This is a genomic window from Gardnerella sp. c12Ub_1 (genome assembly GCF_055804375.1).
In genome coordinates, this window is record NZ_JANUZC010000001.1 from 444,142 (window position 1) to 462,347 (window position 18,206).

An 18,206-nucleotide genomic window follows, 5' to 3' on the forward strand; every position below is an offset into this window, starting at 1 on the left:
ATATAGAACTAATAGTATCAGTTTATTAGTCCAATATGTAATTCGACGCGCTAGAAGCAGAATTGTTTGTTGCTAGCGATTTAACTTTTTCTTTTCTAAACGAGTCAATATTATTGACGACGCATAGAAAAGAACGTAGAAAATAGCGATTGCAACAATAATCAAAATTCTTCCGCCCACAACGTTGGAATAGCCAAGTATTACGCCTGCTACACCGTAATCAGCATCGGAATAGGTTGAATTTGCAGAGCCAATATTGCCCAAAACAGGCAAAAGAAGCAAAGGCAAGAATGTAATAACAAGGCCATTAACGAAACCGCCTATAATGCATCCTCTTCTACCAGCCTGACCATTGCTAAACACGCCAGTAACACCGCCAGCCATAAAGTGCGCAACAATTCCTGGAATAATAACTGTTGTGCCAGCCAAGGCCATAATAACCATTCCAACAATTCCTCCAGCAAAGCTTGCAAGGAATCCAATAAGAACAGCGTTTGGAGCAAAACCGAATGTCATAGGAGCATCCAATGCTGGCTTAGCGTTTTTAACCAATTTTTCGGATATTCCCTTAAATGCTGGAACAATCTCATCTAAAACAACTTGAACGCCTGCAAGAATAACAAATACGCCTGCAGAGAACATTGCTGCTTTAAGAATAACGAACACAATAAAGTTCTGACCGCCCGAAAGCTTTGACTCAATAAACTCAGGGCCTGCAAAAAGAGCAACCACAACGTAAATAATGGCCATTGAAAGCGCAATCAAAACCGTAGTGTCTTTTAAGAATCCAAGAGCAGATGGGAACTTAATATCTTCGGTAGACTTAGACGGATGCTTTTTAGAACGCGTAAGCTTTGCAACTAAAGTTCCAATAAGAACACCACTGCTAGCAGGGTGGCCAAGTGCTACGTCATCTTCGCCAGAAGCTTTACGCATAAACGATTGCACCAACGCTGGAGAAATCGTAATAAATAAGCCTTGTGCAAGAGAACCAACAACAATAAGAGTTAATGTATTAAAACCTGCAACATTGAAGATTACTGCAATCATACTAGCCATGTAAAAAGCAACGTGACCAGTTAGATAAATGAATTTGAAGCGAGATGTTAGAGAAAGAATAATGTTTACAATCATTCCAAAGAAGAAGATGAGAGCAGATTCCGAGCCGTACTTTAAAAGAACGGTTCCAATAATTGCCTCATTGTTTGGAACTACACCTTGAACGTGGAAAGCATATTGGAACATGCTTCCAAATGGATCAAGCGCTTGAGTTACAACGCCAGAGCCTGCAGCCAAAACCAAAAATCCAACCATTGTACGAATCGAACCTTGTACAATGTTAGAAAAACTTTTGCCTTGAACTGCAAGTCCAATCAAAGAAATCATTGCAACTATTACAGCTGGCTGACGGAAAACATCGAGCAGTATAGAAAGAATACCGTTCACAGTTCTCTCCTTATTTTGTATGTTAATATTTTTAGACACATTTTGGCATGAAAACGCAAATTACAAGAGAGATAGTGTAATTAGCTAAATCAAACCAGAATATGCACAAATTTGTTTAATTCAAAAGTCATAATAATGGATAAGCCAAGACATAAATTTGTTATAACGTTATATCCAATTTATGGCGATTTTTAGGCATATCGCAAATAAAATGAAAATAATTATGCATAATCGCGATTTAACAGAAAATAATATAACAAAATCGTATATAATATGAAAATTAATAATCTTTTATTCGTCAATAACTTAAAAATATGTGAAAATAATCACAATAATTCTTATAAAAGACACGCCGCATGGCAACAAAAATCGCGCAAAACCAAAAAGACGCTACTCAATAATCCAAGCTAAGCCAATTAGAACAGCTAAGAAAAGAAGATTCACAATTGTGTACATAAGCAAATAGCGACCCTTATTATGAGGGTACTTATGCGTAATACTCTTGTACGAAATCAAAGATGCCATAGACGCAATAAGCGTTCCCATACCGCCAAGATTAGTGCCAATAATAAGCATCTTCCACTGGTCGCAGAAGCCAGAAAGCAAAATAGTAGTTGGAACATTACTAATCATTTGACTAGAAACAACCGAAACTTCCATAGGATGAGAGCCAACCCACATTTGCGCAATCTCGGTAAATCCAGGAACCCTGCGCATGTTTCCAATAAAAATGAAGAACATTATAAACGTAAGAGGCAAAGCCCAATCCAAAGCACGGAACACATGCGAATCGCAAATAATAAAGGCAATAACAACTGCCAAAACCATAATCCAGTCTGGAATCCAGCCAGCTACTCCACACAAGCACAAAATAAATAAAAGGCTGTAAACAACAACTCGCCATTGAGTAAAGCCAACACCGTAGCCCATAACGCGAATCTCGTCTGGCTTAGGTGATTTAGAATGCGGAGCTAAAACGCCTTGCTCAATATCGTCTCCGTGCAAGCCTTCAAATTGATCGACTTTTTTAGAACTAAAGAACACAAACGCAAACGCAATCATAAGAATCGCAGCAGTAAGCGTGTACGGAGCCATAATGGAAAGAAAATCGCCCGTAGACATTCCAGTAAGCGCTTTAAGATACAAATTGTGCGCATTGCCAATAGGAGTTAGCATGCTTCCAACGTTTGCACCAATCGTCATTAAAGTAACAATAAGAATTGCGTGCTTCTCGGCATTTGCCATCATTAAAACAGAAATCGCAAAAGGAACAAAAGTCACAAGAGCAACATCGTTAGTAATAAGCATTGCCGAGAAAAAGGTTAGAGACATAAGAACAAGAACTAATCCACGCTCAGTCCTAACTCTTCTAAGAAGATTCGCGCCAATGCTTCTAAAAACGCCTATTCGTTGGAATCCGCAAACAACCATCATTAAGCAAACAAGTTGAGAAATAGTGTTTACGTGAATGTAGCTAAAATATTGCGCATCGGGCGGAACGAAAAAACAAGAAATAACAGCTAAAACGGCGGCCACAATAAGGATGGTCTCACATTTGACCAAATTCAGAAGCCAACGCCTCATCGTTCCTCCGTAAAAAAAATATGCAACTCGTTCAATTGTATAAGAAACCCAATCCAAAGAGGCAAAAATTCCCGACAAAATCGTTGAAATAACAAGGCATAGGGTGCTAAAAGCGCTTTAGTTTTGCCACAAAGCGAATATGCAAAAATCCGCCCATTTTTGTGACACGCGCAAGCAACACATGTCTTAGATGCCTATATTATAAATGGAAAAGAAGTCGCAAGGCTAACAAGCATATTAAGCACAAAGCGAGAAACGCAATTATGACAAATCAAGAATCGCAAGCTCAAAAAACAGCAAGCCATAAAAGAAACACAGCAGACTTAATCGTAGAATGCCTTGTAAACGAAGGCGTTGAGGTTGTTTTTGGAATTCCAGGAGAAGAAAATATTCCACTTTTAGAGGCAATTGAGCGAAATGGAAATATACGCTTTGTGCTTACTCGCCACGAGCAAGGCGCAGGCTTTATGGCCGCAACTTATGCGCATATTACTGGAAAGCCAGGCGTATGCTTGGCAACGCTGGGGCCTGGAGCACTAAATCTTACACTTCCTGTAGCTCAAGCGAATGCAAGCACAACTCCGCTTGTTGCAATATGCGCTCAAGGAAACGTTTCTAGACTTTACAAGGAATCTCACCAAATCATTGATTTAGTAGCATTATTCCAGCCAATTACGCAGTGGTCTTCTATGATGCTTGCTCCAAGCACGGCTCCAGAAATGGTTAGAAAAGCTTTCTCAATCGCTCAAAGAAAGCGCCCAGGAGCAACATGCCTTGTTATTCCAGAAGATATTAGCGAAATGAGCGTGCCAGAAGACGCAAAGCCACTTCCACTTCCAAAGCCGTTACATATTCTTCCAGCTCCAGACACAATTTACGAAGCTGCTAAAATAATTAGCCAAGCAAAAAGGCCGATTATTCTTGCGGGAAACGGCGTTGCAAGAAGCCACGCTCAAGATCAGCTTCTCGATTTTGCAGAACAGCTTAATGTTCCAGTTGCAACAACATTTGAAGGCAAAGGCGTGTTCCCAGACAACCACCCGAATGCTCTTGGCGTAGTTGGATTTATGCATAGGGATTATGAGAATTTTGCTTTCGACACAGCAGATTTGATTATTGCTGTAGGATTCTCAATTCAGCAATTTGACCCTAAGAAGATTAATCCAAATATTGACAAGACGATTATTCACATAAACACATTTGTTGAAGACACAGACGCTCACTACCCTACTGCACTAAACATTATGGCAGATATTGCTCAAACGCTTAAAGCGCTTACAAGTGTGCTTAAAGATAGAAACGTTACTTTTGACGTAACTCACCCAAAGATTCGTCAAATGATTACAGACGAGTTGCGTTCGTTTGAAAACGATAACAGCATTCCTATGAAGCCTCAGCGCGTTGTTTACGATACTCGTCGTGCTGTTGCAGAAGGAACTAAGGTTCTTGTAGATACGGGCGCACTAAAAATGTGGATGGCAAGGCTTTACCCAACAATGCATCCAAATACGTGCATTATAGACAACAGTCTTTCTACAATGGCTTGGACTTTGCCTGGAGCTGTTGGAGCATCGTTCATTAAAGATAATAGTGGAAAAATCAACACAAAGCCTGTTCTTGCTGTTATGGGCGACGGCAGCTTTATGATGAACGTTCAAGAGATTGAAACCGCTGTTCGCGTTGGTTCTAGAATGGTGGTATTGGTTTGGGAAGATAACGCATACGGTTTGATTAAGTGGAAGATGGACTTGCACGCTGGAGAACACGAATACGTTGATTTTACTAATCCAAATGTTCCAAAATTGGCAGAAAGCTTTGGAGCTAGAGGCCATGTTGTGCAAAAGCCAGAAGACTTATACAGCATGCTTAAAGATGCTTTAGCTCAAGAAAGCGGTGTTGACGTTATATCTTGCCCAGTGGATTATAGCGAAAACATGAAGCTTATTGAAAAGCTTGGAGATATTGACTTCGGCAACTAAAGTATATTTATACTGAAAATATACGCATTAAATATAAATACGACCGAGAAAGTTTGTGAATAGCAATAAACAAACTCGGTCGTATTTAAATATTATTTCAATATAGAAAGTATGTTGGTAAAAACAAATTTTGCTAATCTACAACATGCAAAGTACGATAAATGTAATTTTTATATTTTTCGGGATTAAGCCTACTACATATTTCAACATTCGGAGTTTTACCAGAGAAGAAATTAGCATCAACAAGAACTGAGCCATAACTTGGTCCAGGAGTTGCATCAACTTGGCAATAATATTTTGTGCACTCGCTTATACATTCAGGATATAACGCAGCGGCAACGGCAGATGGATCTGCCATATCTAGATAAGCATCCCCAAAACGGCTAACATTCATTTCCATTAATTCCCTATTACAATCAATAACAAACTTACCGAGTTCTCCACTTTTGCGAATATTAGCAATTTCTTGTGGATTCAGCATGCATTCTCCCAAACATGCGTCCCATCCAACAAACATAATATTTTTAAGACCAGAATCAACTAATATCTTTGCAGCTTCTGCATCTTGCCAAATATTGAATTCTGCTACAGGAGAAACATTTCCACGGCCTAAACCAGCAGATCCCATAACGACTATGCGACCAACTTTTTTCATCGCTTCATAATCAACCTTAATAGCTAGAGCAATGTTAGTTAATGGCCCTAATGCAATAATGTCTATTTCACCATCTTCACTGTTTCTCAAAGTTTCAATCATTTTCAAAACAGCATTACCATTACTTTCTTTCAAACGATGAGGCACTAGACCAATATCACCCATTCCATCTCTACCATGAGTTTCATGAGCATAAGCCAAATCGCGTAAGAGCATGCTTCTGCTTCCTTTATATACAGGTGGCTCATATGAACCAGCATGCTCGATAGTAGTAAGCGTATTAATAGTCGCTTGTTCCATGCACACGTTTCCTGATACAGTGCAAAACATTAATATCTCATATCTAGGATCATTTAAAGCCATGGCAATTGCCATAGCATCATCCGAACCACAATCTGTATCTATTATTATTTTCTTTTTAGAATAAATTCCTTTATTTTTCATAAACTCTCAACATCCTATCAATTAATAGAAACTGTAGTTTCAGATGCAATGTGAATACGCAATGAGCATAGCTGAAAAGGACGTAATTCTATATTTAACTCATCATTATTCTTGTGCAAAGCTGTAGGCATACCGTGCAACAATGGCATTTCCATAAGATCTACCTCTTCAATCGAAGCCGCGCGCAAGATTTTATTGAGTTTTATTTGCCCATTTGCGTATCCACCAGATGGCTCGTAAATACGCAAGATTATATCTCCAGAACAATCATCGGCCAGCTTAACCCAATCTAATTCAATTAGGCCTGAGTTTCTATGAATCGTAAACAGCGGATCTACATCTGGAAGCTTATCAATGATTGGCGAATTCAAAAAATCAGCTGTACTTAGAACTGAATCCATATTTGCATCAGCAATAAATGACCAAGTAAATTCGTGCTTACCTTGATCGGTGTTAGGATCTGGGTAAAGAGGCGCAGAAAGCAAAGATAATCTGAGCATAGTTCCATAAGATGAAGAATAATCGCCAATAGGAGAAGCATCAGCGCCATAAGTAGACGAATTTGCAACAGCAACAGCATAAGAGGAATCTTCTATGCGAACAAACCTATGCGTGCATGATTCAAATTTTGCATCATCACTACGAGTATTTTTTACTATTGGCCTTTCGACTAAACCATATTGACACTCATATTGCGCATTATTTGAACATATAGATGTTGGCATATCTACTTTTAGAAATTGCTCTTTAGCATTCCAATCAACTTGCGCATGGAAATCAAGTCGTTTAACACACGGCTCTAAAATTATATTTGTTTGAATCTTAACATCTTTTTTACATGCCAAGATTTCAACAGATACACCGCCCGATAAAAGTTCTTTAACGTCAACAATTGAAGAATCATCAATCTTACGATTCCGCATAAACGCATCTCGCTCAACATCCCACGCATCCCACTGAGATGGCTCATCTTTTAATATCTCATATTGCGCCATGCGATAACCAGATGGAATTAGCTCGCGATTAAATTTAATATCTTTAACAGAAGACACTGTGCCATCGCGTTCAATAATCACGCTTAAAACACTATTATTAAGAATTATTCCACCATCATTTTTGTGTTTTACAGTTGTTTTACTATTTTTACTGCTTTGATTGCATTGATATAAATTCCAAGCAACATCATTTTTACCTGTATAAGTCAATAACTTTACATTTTCACGCATATTAATCGCGCTGCTAGTGCCAATCGCGCCAATACTGCCAATAGTGCTGTTAGTGCTGTTAGCTTTTACAATCGCATTAGCAATATCTGAAATAATTTTACGTAAACAAGAAATATCTCTAGCATATTCTTCTCTAGCTTGCCTATGAACCCATGCAATAGCAGAGCCTGTAAGAATATCGTGGAACTGGTTCAATAATAAAGTCTTCCAAATTCTAGTAAGCTCATTGTTATTAAAACGGTATTCTGGCGCATAAACTCGAGCTAAAACAACAAGATATTCAGCTACGCGCAACAATGATTCCTCTATTCTGCAATAGCGCTTCATATCTTGCTGAGAAGTAAGAGTTTTTCTATGCAACTCTAGATAAAGCTCACCCTTAAACACTGGTGTATCACCATTTGAATCGTCAACAATATCTTTTCGTATTTTTTCAAACAACTCATCAGGAGTGCCGAAATCAACTCTAGGAGCACCCTCTAAATTACGATTACGTCTAATACGAGCAGTCATTTCGCGAGTAGGCCCGCCACCTCCGTCGCCAAAACCATATAGCAATATTGCGTTATCAGATAAATCTTTATCCAAAAAATTGCGTTGAGAATAAACTAACTCATGCATGCTCACAGATGAAGCATAAGTATTAGATGGAGGAAAATGCGCCAAAATCCTAGAACCGTCTATTCCCTCCCAAAGGAAAGAATGATGCGGGAATTTAGTGGTATCATTCCAAGAAAGCTTTTGGGTTAAAAACCAATCAAATCCAGCGAGGCGAGCGATTTGAGGCAATGATCCAGTATATCCAAAACTGTCTGGAAGCCAAATGCCATGCGGATCGGTGCCAAGATGCTCCTTAAAATAGCGCTTACCAAAAGTCATTTGGCGAATTAAAGATTCACCACATGGCATCATTACATCAGACTCAACCCACATACCTCCAACAGGTATAAAACGTCCTTCCTTAATCCTATTTTTCATACGCTCAAACAAATCGGGATGCTCGTTTTCTAGCCACTCGTATTGTTGAGCAGAACTCATAGCATAAGTAAAATCAGGGTCCTCATCCATAAGAGCCAAAACATTAGATACTGTGCGCGCAACCTTTCTGTGCGTCTCTCGCACAGGCCATTGCCAAGCAGAATCAATATGAGCATGCCCAACAGCAATATGCTTTATAGAGCTTGCTGCAGCAGGCTGACTTAATACATCATGCAACGCTTTACGAGCATTTTGAACAGTAGAAGAATCATGCTCATCATACGCGTTTAAGGAGCGCTGTAAAGATTTAGCTAGTTTCCAATAACGCGGATTATCATCGCTTAACTCGCGCATCAAAGAACTTACAGTCTGAAGATCCATGTAATAATCAAAAATATTACGATTAAAAACAGTAACGTCAATATACTTCAACATATATTGGCATTCAGTTTTTCCAGTAGCACGCTCTCCTAAATCAGTAGGAGAAAACGGAGTAGCTCCTTCAACAAACGGATTGTCTGCAGCTTCCAAATATAAAGTAAAATTACCATTTTCATCAATACTAATAGAACGATTATTATGCTCATCAATCAAAGGAACCCAATGATTACAAGGGTTTACAGCTTTTATAACTCTTCCGTCAACGTTATACACTAATCCTTCTGCCTGAAAACCAGGAAAAAGATTGCTAATCCAACCTAAATCAACATTTAGCTCAACTTTGCGCCCTTTTACCTTTGAAAAATCAATCGACCCTGTAACTTCAAACCACGTTGTACCCCAAGTTGTTCCCCAAACACATGGAGCATTAAATGAACGAAACGCAATATCGTTTCTTTTTAACTTAGAGAAGAATTCGCCAGAAGAAATAGGTTCTCCAGCAATCTCATACGCTCGAATTTTACAATGCGATAAAATAGTGTTTATATACGGATATAAGCGTTGTTGCATAACTCTTGTACAGCGACTCAACTGCTGCTCAGGTAATAAAAACATTGTTCCTACACTTCTTTCTTACACAACTACGCATTTATACATAAATCACGTATCTCGGTATATAAAGACAAAACAAGTAATTGATAAATCTTATAAAATTTGCGATTGAAGATCTTTTCGAGCAGATTCTAATCTAGTAATCTGACCTAAAAGATTAAGCTTTTCACTCCCATCTTCTAGCTTACTCATTCTAAGCTTAATAGCTCCGATTTTTCGCATAAAGCCAACGTCTAGAAGCTTAATAAGCAGCTCGTTTGCATACTTTTGTTCTTCTTCGCTAGGAACACGCAAAAGACTGGATGACCCGCCTTTAGTGCCTTCGCCACTATAATCGTAAGCAGCTGACGAGTTAATGGAAGAAGCTCCACTTAAGCCTTTGCTTAGAGACAATGGCAAAGGCATTACAGAAAGCTCGTTAATAACGCCTTCTAACATAGGGCCTGCAGCCTTAGTAATAGTGTGCAACCAAAGACCTTGGCTAATATTTGTGCTAGGCAAGCCTCCAGAAGCAACAAATGCTTGGAAAAGAGTTCTAAAAACTGGCGTAATAAAATTATTCAAAGTAAGATGCGCAAAAAGTTGGCCGCTAAATGCTAGAGGAGATTGCATAAGAACAGCCATAAACTGCTGTTCGCACATAAACACGGAATCGTCAACCTTGTAATAGCTTTGATTCTTGTACGCACTTCTAAGCATGGCTGTTTTTACAGCAGCTTCATTCATGCTTTGAGAACGCTGATCAAACACGCGAGAATCCGCATAAACGTTGGAAGAGTAGCCTTTAGAATAAGCGTCATCGTCTACAACGTGCAATCGCCTTCTAGCAGACTCCACTTCCTTACGCATAACGTCTAAATCAACACCAATATTTCTAACAGCTTTTCTAGTGTATAAGTCCAGCAAAGACCTGTCTCGAATTTGCGCAACAAGAGGAGCAACCGCCTTAACAGCCCCCATCTGACCTGTTGCAAAAGACGTATCAAAACGGCGAATAACAGTGTCAATTACAAAATCGTAAAGAGGATTAGCGCGCGCAATCAAAGAGCGAACAGCCTCGTCTCCCCTTTGAATACGCAAATCGCAAGGGTCTAAGTTATTATCTGCAACAGCAACAAAAGTCTGTGTTAAAAACGCTGAATCTAAGCCAAAAGCATGCAACGCAGCTTTCTGGCCTGCCGCATCTCCATCAAAAGTAAAAACAATACGCGAACTAACTTTTTGACCTTCTACTTTTACAGGGCCAACAAGCTGAATCGCTCCCAAAGAATCGTCTGCAATAAGTCGGCGAATAATCTTCGCATGCTCCGCACCAAAAGCCGTTCCGCAAGTTGCAACAGCAGTATCTACACCAGCTAAATGGCAAGCCATAACATCCGTGTAGCCTTCCACAATCACAACCTGGCGCTTTTTAACAATATTCGACTTAGCAATGTCAATTCCGTAAAGAACTTGCGTTTTTCTATACAACACAGTGTCTGGAGTGTTAATGTACTTTGCGCTAATAGAATCGTCGTCGTAAAGCCTTCTAGCGCCAAAGCCCAAAGTGCGGCCTGTAGAATCTCGAATAGGCCACGTTAATCGGCCGCGGAAGTAATCGTAAATTCCGCGCTGACCTTGGCGAGCTAAGCCTGAGTCTAATAATTCTTGACGAGTAAAACCTTTATTAGACAAATAGCGAACAAGATTATCCCACCCGTTTGGCGCATATCCGCAACCAAAACGCTCGCATTGAGCTTGAGTAAAATTACGTCCAGCAAGCAAACTACGCGCTGCAGACGCTTCTTTAGAGTTGATTTGAGACGCAAAGAAACGTTGAGCTTCCTCGTTTGCTTCTATAAGACGAGCGCGCTTGGAGCCAGCATGAGAATTATCTTTAGCATCTTGCGATTTGTCATAATGAACTTCAACGTGGTAGCGATCCGCTAGCAGCTCTACTGCCTCGCGAAAATCAATGTTTTCTTTTTGCTCAACATACTTAAAAACATCTCCGCCAGCACCGCAACCAAAGCAATGCCAGACACCCAAGCTTGGACGAACGCTAAAACTAGGCGTTTTTTCATCGTGAAACGGGCAAAGCCCCACAAAAGTACCCGTTCCAGAAGGCTTAAGCGTAACAGTTGCAGACACAATATCGTACAAATCTGCAGCAGCGCGCACACGCTCAACGTCTTCCTTTACAATCATTCCAGCCATAATCTCTAGCTTATCGCAAACCGAAGGCTACAGACACTCTATGAAAAACTCGTAGTTTAGCACAAAGCGGCATGAAGAGCTGTAGCAGATCCATCTGTAAGACTTGCAACTTGATCAATCGCAACTCTTAAACGCTCGTCTTCGCTAGAGCAAGCATTCCAATCGCTTATAAACACAGATTCCATAGCATCGTGTGCTCGCGGAGACTTGCTCATAAACACCTCCACCAAATCCGTTAGAATCTTTTGCTCACGCCTATAAAACTCGCGCTCTCTAGGTTGGATTATAAAATGCACAGCCAAGCTTTTAAGAACGATTATCTCGTAAGATGTTTCTGGCGGAATCACAACGTTTGCGCGGTAGCGAATTAAAGCGCCGTTGCCGTATTTTTCTCGAGTTGCTCGCTCAACAGAGCTTGCAAACCTGCCAATTAAAGCACTAGTAATATTCTTTAGATGAGCTAGCGACCTTCTAGAGCCGTCATAAGAATCAGGGAACATGTTAAGAGAACGCAAACGCTTAAAAGCCGCCAAAAGACTATCCGCATCCCACTGGCTGCCGTACCAATTATGAGCTTCTTGAACAACTTGATCTGCAACGCTTGAATCCCAAACAAGCTCCGTGTTAAAAGCTCCAGTCACAATTGCATCTTCAATATCGTGAACACTGTATGCAATATCGTCGGAAAGATCCATAATTTGACACTCCATAGGCTTCGATTCACGCGGAGAGCCACTTTTTAGCCAATCAAAAACTTCCCTATCGTCTGGGTAAACGCAGAATTTTAAGTCACGCTCGCCTTTATCGTGCGCTTTTGCTTCATCAAAACCCCAAGGATATTTAACAGCAGCATCCAAGCTTGCACGCGTAAGATTTACGCCTGCGCTAGCGCCATTTTCTCTAAAAACTTTAGGCTCTAAGCGCGTTAAAAGTCTAAGAGTTTGAGCATTTCCTTCAAAGCCACCAATATTGCTTGCGATTTGAGCAAGCGCGCGCTCGCCATTGTGACCAAAAGGAGGATGACCTAAGTCGTGAGCTAAGCAAGCGCAATCTACAACATCTGGATCTGCTCCAAGCATTGCAGCAATCTGGCGACCAATTTGCGCAACTTCCAAAGTGTGAGTTAAACGCGTGCGAGCAAAATCGTCGGAGCCTGCTACAAGCACTTGACTTTTAGCGCCGAGTCTTCTAAGCGCTGAAGAGTGGATTATTCTAGCTCTGTCTCGCTCAAATGGTGTGCGAGCGCGCGTGTGGTGAGGCTCGCTAGCCCAGCGCTCAGTATCGTGCAAGCTGTATTCGCCAACAACTTCGTTATCGGAAGCAATCACATCGTTACACATTAAAAACCTCCTCCACTAATTGCAAGAAGCAAATCTAAAAGCGTAAAGTCGCTAACTCAATGAGTCGCTAAAACCGTAAAAATTTAGATTAAGCTTTTTTCATCCAACATTTTTATGTCTTTTTTAGGCAAAACTTCGTAAGCATTCTTATACAATCGAGGAACTCTAGGGCCAATCCCAGTCATAATCTCGTAGCTTATTGTTCCTGCAGCCGTCGCCCAATCGTCTGCCGTTGGCTCCGCATATTCAAGGCCTCTGCCTGGCCCAAAAAGCCTTACTGTATCTCCTTCTTTAATTCCAAGCTCTTTAGCGCTGCCTTTTAAGTCAACAATAAATTGATCCATGCAAACGCGCCCCGAAACATGCAAAATCCTAGCGCCGCTCTTGGTTTCCACGCGCACAGGGCCTCCAGGCTTATTAACATGACGAGAGCCTTGCATATCGAATCCGCTAGACGCGCGCAAAATGCCATCCGCATAGCCGAGTGGAACGATTGCTGTGCTTGTATTGTCTGGCGTTAAATACGTGCGCCCGTACGAAATTCCATGCCCTGCTTCTACAGATTTAACTGTTCCTAATTGCGCTTGTAAAGTCATAGCTGGACGCAAGTCGTAAGCTTGAGGCGCTCCCATAACAGGATCTGGCTCGTATCCGTACAATCCAATTCCTGGGCGAACAAGCTCAAATCGTATCTCTGGCCTGTTAAGAGTTGCAGCTGTATTAGCTAAATGTCGGATTTTAGGCTCCAAACCAGCCTCGCGCATTCTTCGAGTAAAATCGTGGAATTGCTCAATCTGCCTATCTGTAGATGCAACAAACTCTGGAACGTCTGGGCAATCAGCAACAGCCAAGTGACTCCATTGCCCAATAACTTCGATTAATCCCTGGCTAGAATATTCACTAAGTTTTTCTAAAGCATCACTAAAGCCTGCAGGCGTAAAACCATTTCTGCCAAATCCTGTATCTACCTTAACGTGTACACGAGCGGTAGCTCCAACCGATTTAGCAGCGAGCGCAACAGCGTCAATTGAATCCAGCGAGCCAACAGAAATATCAATATCCGCGTTTATTAAATCTGCAAAAAGAGACGTTGGAGCGCTGGTTAGCCACGTAAGAATACGGCATCTGCTTGAGTCAATTCCACATTTACGAAGCCGTAAAGCCTCATAAGGCTGAGCTGTACCAAGCCAAGTTGCTCCCCCTGCTAAAGCTGCGAGCGCGCTAGGAATAAGCCCGTGACCATAACCGTCTGCTTTAACAACTCCCATAACTGCTGGCGACTTTTGCCCAGGCTTCAAATCTTTAGAAACACGCTCAACAAGAGTTCGCATATTATCTCTTAGCGCTTTTAAATCAACGATTACCTGCCCTGGGTATGTGCTTAAGGCGCGAGCATAGTTTTCTTGCAAAATCGCTTGTATACTCGAATTTTTACACATATCTTGCGCCTTTACTTTTCGTTTTAGTTTTACGTTTACTTTTATATCTACTATATATGCAAGTATTTTTGACTTACATCTTAATACTGCTAATACTTCTAATACCGTATTACATGATTATGCGAGCGCAACCATTGATACGCGATTCTAGTTGCACTATGCGCGCGATCTGGAATTACAACAAGACCACACTTGCTAAAGCCTTCTCGCAAAATAACTTTTTGCATAATCAAGTTGTCGGGATGAGTGTCGATTCTAACATTAGAGTAGTTGCTCTTGGCCCATTTTAAACACTCTCTTGCCATTTTTGGCTTGACTCCCGAAGATGCAAGTCTATGGATTGTAACGTATGGCAAAACGTCATCTAGCCAAGCTCCGTCAATCTTTGCGTAGACTTCATCAAGTCCCTCGCACAGTGCAAATTGTGCCAAAATGCGCTCTTCTCCAAAGTCTGGGTCCGTGTCTACAAGAAGATTAAAACGGTTCAAACGAATATCTTCTATAACACTAGATGTTAGAGGAAAACGATCTCCCCATTGATGAGGATTGCCATTATTTGCCATAAATACTCTTGCTCTCTCATAAATATTTTCAATATCTTTTAGATCGCTAAGAGTTGCTTTCCTCAATCTTATTTCACACATACACCCCCCTATGCTTAGAATATGGCGATTTTACAGTATTACACAAGCGAACGCAACAAGTCACACAATCTTACGCTCAAAAGGATCGGAGCTAATGCCTTTATCTAAAATATCTTTGCACCATTGACGCGCTCCAAATAAGCTATGATCGCGGTAGTTTCCGCAAGACTCAATAGTTGTAGCTGGAACATCTTCCCAAGTAGCTTTATACGCAATAAATTCAAGCGATTCCTTCAACGCGCGCGCAACATCTTCCGTGTTATGAGTTCCCCAAGTTAAAAGGTGGAATCCTGTGCGGCAACCAAATGGAGAGCAATCAATGTAGCCTTCAATGCGTTGGCGCAAAAGAACAGCAATTGTGTGCTCGATAGTGTGCAAAGCGCCCGTAGGAATAGCCTCTTGATTAGGCTGAGTTAAGCGAATATCGTAGTTAGAAATAACATCTCCATTCGGGCCTTTTTGAGTGTCAATATAGCGAACGTATGGAGCTTTAACTTTAGTGTGGTCAAGCTCAAAGCTTTCTGGACGAGGTGTTGGCTGATTATTTTGATTTTCGCTCATTTTATCTTTCCTAACTTGTAATACATGCGCAAATATATGCGTAAACATGCGCAAACAACGATTACTAACAATATTAGACGCTATTCTTGCCAAACACACATAAACGCGAATCTAAAAATATTTTTTATTAAACTTGCAACACTTATTTGCGTACAAACTTTCAAGACTTACCGATACAGACTTACAAAGTAGCAGCATCAATAAGTTCGCGAGTGTAGCTATGTTTTGGATTAGTTAAAATTTGACTTACATGCCCAGATTCAACAACAACGCCATCTTTTAGAACAACAACGCTAGAAGCTAAATGCTGAATCATACCAAGATCGTGGCTAACGAATATGCACGCCATATTAGGGCGATTTGCGCGAATCACATTAAAAGCATTTAAGATTCTTGTGCGCTCAGCAACATCGATTGCGCTCATTGGCTCATCTGCAACCAAAACTCTAGGATTATTGATTAGCGCGCGCGCAATCGCAACGCATTGAGCTTGTCCGCCAGAAAGCTGGCAAGGGTATCTTTTGCCAAAAACACTAGGATCTAATCCAACTAAATTCAAAACATCATCTACTTTAGAATCAATAACATGTGAATCAACAGTATTTGAATCAGAACTCATGTTTTTACGCCATATTTCAAGCGGCTCAGCAACGCTTTTTCTAACTGTCCAACGTGGGTCTAAAGCTGCAAAAGGATGCTGAAATACAAGCGAACATTGTCTTCTCATATTTACGTAAGCAGAATCTTTCAAATTTGATTTTCTAGCATTTTCAACGGTTTCAACAACTTTTCCGCAATATTCTATACTCCCCTGGCGTATTTCTTGCAATCCAAGCAAAGAGCGAATCAAAGTTGTTTTACCACTTCCAGATCCGCCAATTAGTGCTAAAGATTCACCAACTTTAAGATTAAAGTCAACGCCTTTTAATGCTTCAACTCGAGTCTTTGAGCTTCCTAAAACAACGTGAACGTTTTTAGCGTTAAAAATGCAATCATCTTTAGAAGAATCATTCCTATTACTAAGACTTAAATCATTCTTATCATCAAGACTTAAATCATTCTTATTACTAAGACTTAAATCATTTTTACTAAGACTTAAAGCGCGCGCTGCAAGAACAAGCTGCTTAGTAGAGTGAACCTTAGGATTTTCTAGCAATTCACCAACGCGCGCACTATCGACTAATCGCCCAGAATCCAAAACATAGCAACGCGTAGCAGCGTAAGAAAGAACAGAAAAATCGTGAGTAACAAAAAGCATTGAAGCGCCCATATTATCGACTAAAGAAGTGAGCATATTTACAACATCTTTTTGCGTAACAGAATCAAGAGCAGTAGTCGGCTCGTCTGCAAGAATTAGCTTAGGGCAAGTTATAAGCGCTGTAGCAATTCCAACTCGCTGCATTTGCCCGCCCGAAAGCTCAAAAGTACGCTTATTCAAAATATTTGTACCTAAACCAACTTTTTCAAGCATGACTTTAACGCGATTTTGAATATCGTCTTCTTCTAAATTGTAATGAAGCCTAAGAGGTAACGAGATTTGCTCGCTAACACTCATAACAGGGTTAAGCGCGCGATCCGCTTGCTGAAAAACAACTCCAACATACTTGCCACGAATATTTGCAAGCGCAGAATCGTTAGCGCCAACAGTTTGGGCATTGCCAACGCGGCAAGAGCCAGTGATTTTGCAATTAGACGGAACTAGGCCAATCGCAGCTCTTAAAAGCATTGATTTGCCAGAGCCAGAAGATCCAACTAGTCCAACGCGCTCGCCATCTTTAACGTTAAGTGAAACATCACTTAAAATGCGCGAAGATCCAATGCTAAGCGATAATCCTTTTATATCAAGACTCATTCTTAGACTCCCTATTTGCTGGATTTGTAGCACTTCTTAAAACGTCGCCAAAAAGATTAAGAGCTAAAACTGTTAATGTAACAACAAGACCAGGCCAAAGAGCTGCAAGCGGATAAACGTGAATCAAAGTAACCGAAGTAGAAAGAACACGACCCCAGCTCGGCACTCCCGAAGGAACACCAACACCTAGATAAGTCAATCCGCTTTCCGCTAAAATGACAGTTCCTGCAGAAAGCGAAAGCTGAACGGAAGCAATTGGCAAAATATTAGGAAGAACATGCTTTAAAAGAACATAACTTCTGCTAGCGCCATTAGAAATCGCGCAATCAACATAATTAGACTTAAGAACAAGAACAGCACTTGGCCGCAAAATACGAGCAAGATTTAAGCCGTAGCCAAATCCGCATGCAAGCATGATTATAAGAACAGATGCTCCAAGAGGAACAGCAAGCATAAGAGCAATCAAAACTGTTGGAATGGAAATTAAAGCGTCTACTGCCATAATGCTTATGGAACGAATTTTTTGAACACGGCAAATCGTAAAGCTTAAAACAATAAATCCAACAACGCTTGCAATCGCAATTGTTGAAATAACAAGCAAAATCTCTACTCTAGACCCAGCCATAAGCCAGCTAAGCATATCTGCACCCGTGCCATCTGTGCCAAGCCAATGCTTTAGAGAAGGCTTTTGCCATACCTGGTACCCGTTTGTTTCTAGAAGAGAGTAGGGCGTCCACACAAAAGAAAGCGCAGCTACAAAAATCCACAAGCACAAAATAATGCAAACGAATTTTCCAATAATTCCGCGCCAAATGCGTCTTAAAAACTTAATCATTGCTTGAATCACTCCCCACTTGAATCACAGCTCA

12 protein-coding genes are annotated in these 18,206 nt (G+C 40.7%); 1 reads left to right on the plus strand and 11 read right to left on the minus strand.

The window, feature by feature from the left end:
• Positions 1-72 precede the first annotated feature (72 nt).
• Positions 73-1,446 carry a PTS ascorbate transporter subunit IIC gene (locus NYP65_RS01820; protein WP_473410522.1) on the minus strand — a complete coding sequence of 458 codons (1,374 nt, stop codon included), beginning with the start codon at positions 1,444-1,446 and terminating at the stop codon, positions 73-75.
• 390 nt (positions 1,447-1,836) lie between these two features.
• Positions 1,837-3,030, minus strand: a complete 1,194-nt coding sequence (locus NYP65_RS01825; RefSeq protein ID WP_116689595.1) for an SLC13 family permease — start codon at positions 3,028-3,030, stop codon at positions 1,837-1,839.
• Positions 3,031-3,293: 263 nt separating this feature from the next.
• Between NYP65_RS01825 and NYP65_RS01830 the strand changes: the two genes are divergently transcribed.
• Positions 3,294-5,009 (plus strand): acetolactate synthase large subunit, encoded by a 1,716-nt coding sequence (locus NYP65_RS01830; RefSeq protein WP_473410523.1) that lies wholly within the window; start codon positions 3,294-3,296, stop codon positions 5,007-5,009.
• 133 nt (positions 5,010-5,142) lie between these two features.
• On the opposite strand, the gene NYP65_RS01835 is transcribed toward NYP65_RS01830, so the two are convergent.
• The 9 genes from NYP65_RS01835 to NYP65_RS01875 all read right to left on the minus strand — a co-directional run bounded on the left by NYP65_RS01835 (position 5,143) and on the right by NYP65_RS01875 (position 18,172).
• A complete protein-coding gene (locus NYP65_RS01835) occupies positions 5,143-6,108 on the minus strand; it encodes a nucleoside hydrolase (RefSeq protein ID WP_115793897.1) in 966 nt (321 codons plus the stop codon).
• A 17-nt stretch (positions 6,109-6,125) separates the two neighbouring features.
• Positions 6,126-9,308 (minus strand): alpha-mannosidase, encoded by a 3,183-nt coding sequence (locus tag NYP65_RS01840; RefSeq protein WP_473410524.1) that lies wholly within the window; start codon positions 9,306-9,308, stop codon positions 6,126-6,128.
• A gap of 90 nt (positions 9,309-9,398) precedes the next feature.
• On the minus strand, positions 9,399-11,501 hold the full coding sequence (gene dnaG, locus NYP65_RS01845) for a DNA primase (RefSeq protein ID WP_473410525.1): 2,103 nt from the start codon (positions 11,499-11,501) through the stop codon (positions 9,399-9,401).
• A gap of 56 nt (positions 11,502-11,557) precedes the next feature.
• On the minus strand, positions 11,558-12,841 hold the full coding sequence (locus NYP65_RS01850; protein ID WP_101896596.1) for a deoxyguanosinetriphosphate triphosphohydrolase: 1,284 nt from the start codon (positions 12,839-12,841) through the stop codon (positions 11,558-11,560).
• Between the two features lie 83 nt (positions 12,842-12,924).
• The gene (alr, locus tag NYP65_RS01855; protein WP_473410526.1) at positions 12,925-14,280 is read right to left on the minus strand and encodes an alanine racemase; all 1,356 of its coding nucleotides are present in this window, start codon (positions 14,278-14,280) and stop codon (positions 12,925-12,927) included.
• Between the two features lie 98 nt (positions 14,281-14,378).
• The gene (locus NYP65_RS01860) at positions 14,379-14,924 is read right to left on the minus strand and encodes an N-acetyltransferase (RefSeq protein ID WP_415697258.1); all 546 of its coding nucleotides are present in this window, start codon (positions 14,922-14,924) and stop codon (positions 14,379-14,381) included.
• A 60-nt stretch (positions 14,925-14,984) separates the two neighbouring features.
• Positions 14,985-15,485, minus strand: a complete 501-nt coding sequence (locus NYP65_RS01865) for an S-ribosylhomocysteine lyase (protein ID WP_128814079.1) — start codon at positions 15,483-15,485, stop codon at positions 14,985-14,987.
• 181 nt (positions 15,486-15,666) lie between these two features.
• Positions 15,667-17,337: an ABC transporter ATP-binding protein gene (locus tag NYP65_RS01870; protein ID WP_473410527.1), complete on the minus strand. Its 1,671-nt coding sequence runs from the start codon at positions 17,335-17,337 to the stop codon at positions 15,667-15,669.
• Complete coding sequence (locus NYP65_RS01875; RefSeq protein ID WP_248899203.1) at positions 17,327-18,172, minus strand: ABC transporter permease; 846 nt, start codon at positions 18,170-18,172, stop codon at positions 17,327-17,329. Before NYP65_RS01875 ends, NYP65_RS01870 begins: the two co-directional genes overlap by 11 nt.
• Between the last annotated feature and the right edge of the window lie 34 nt (positions 18,173-18,206).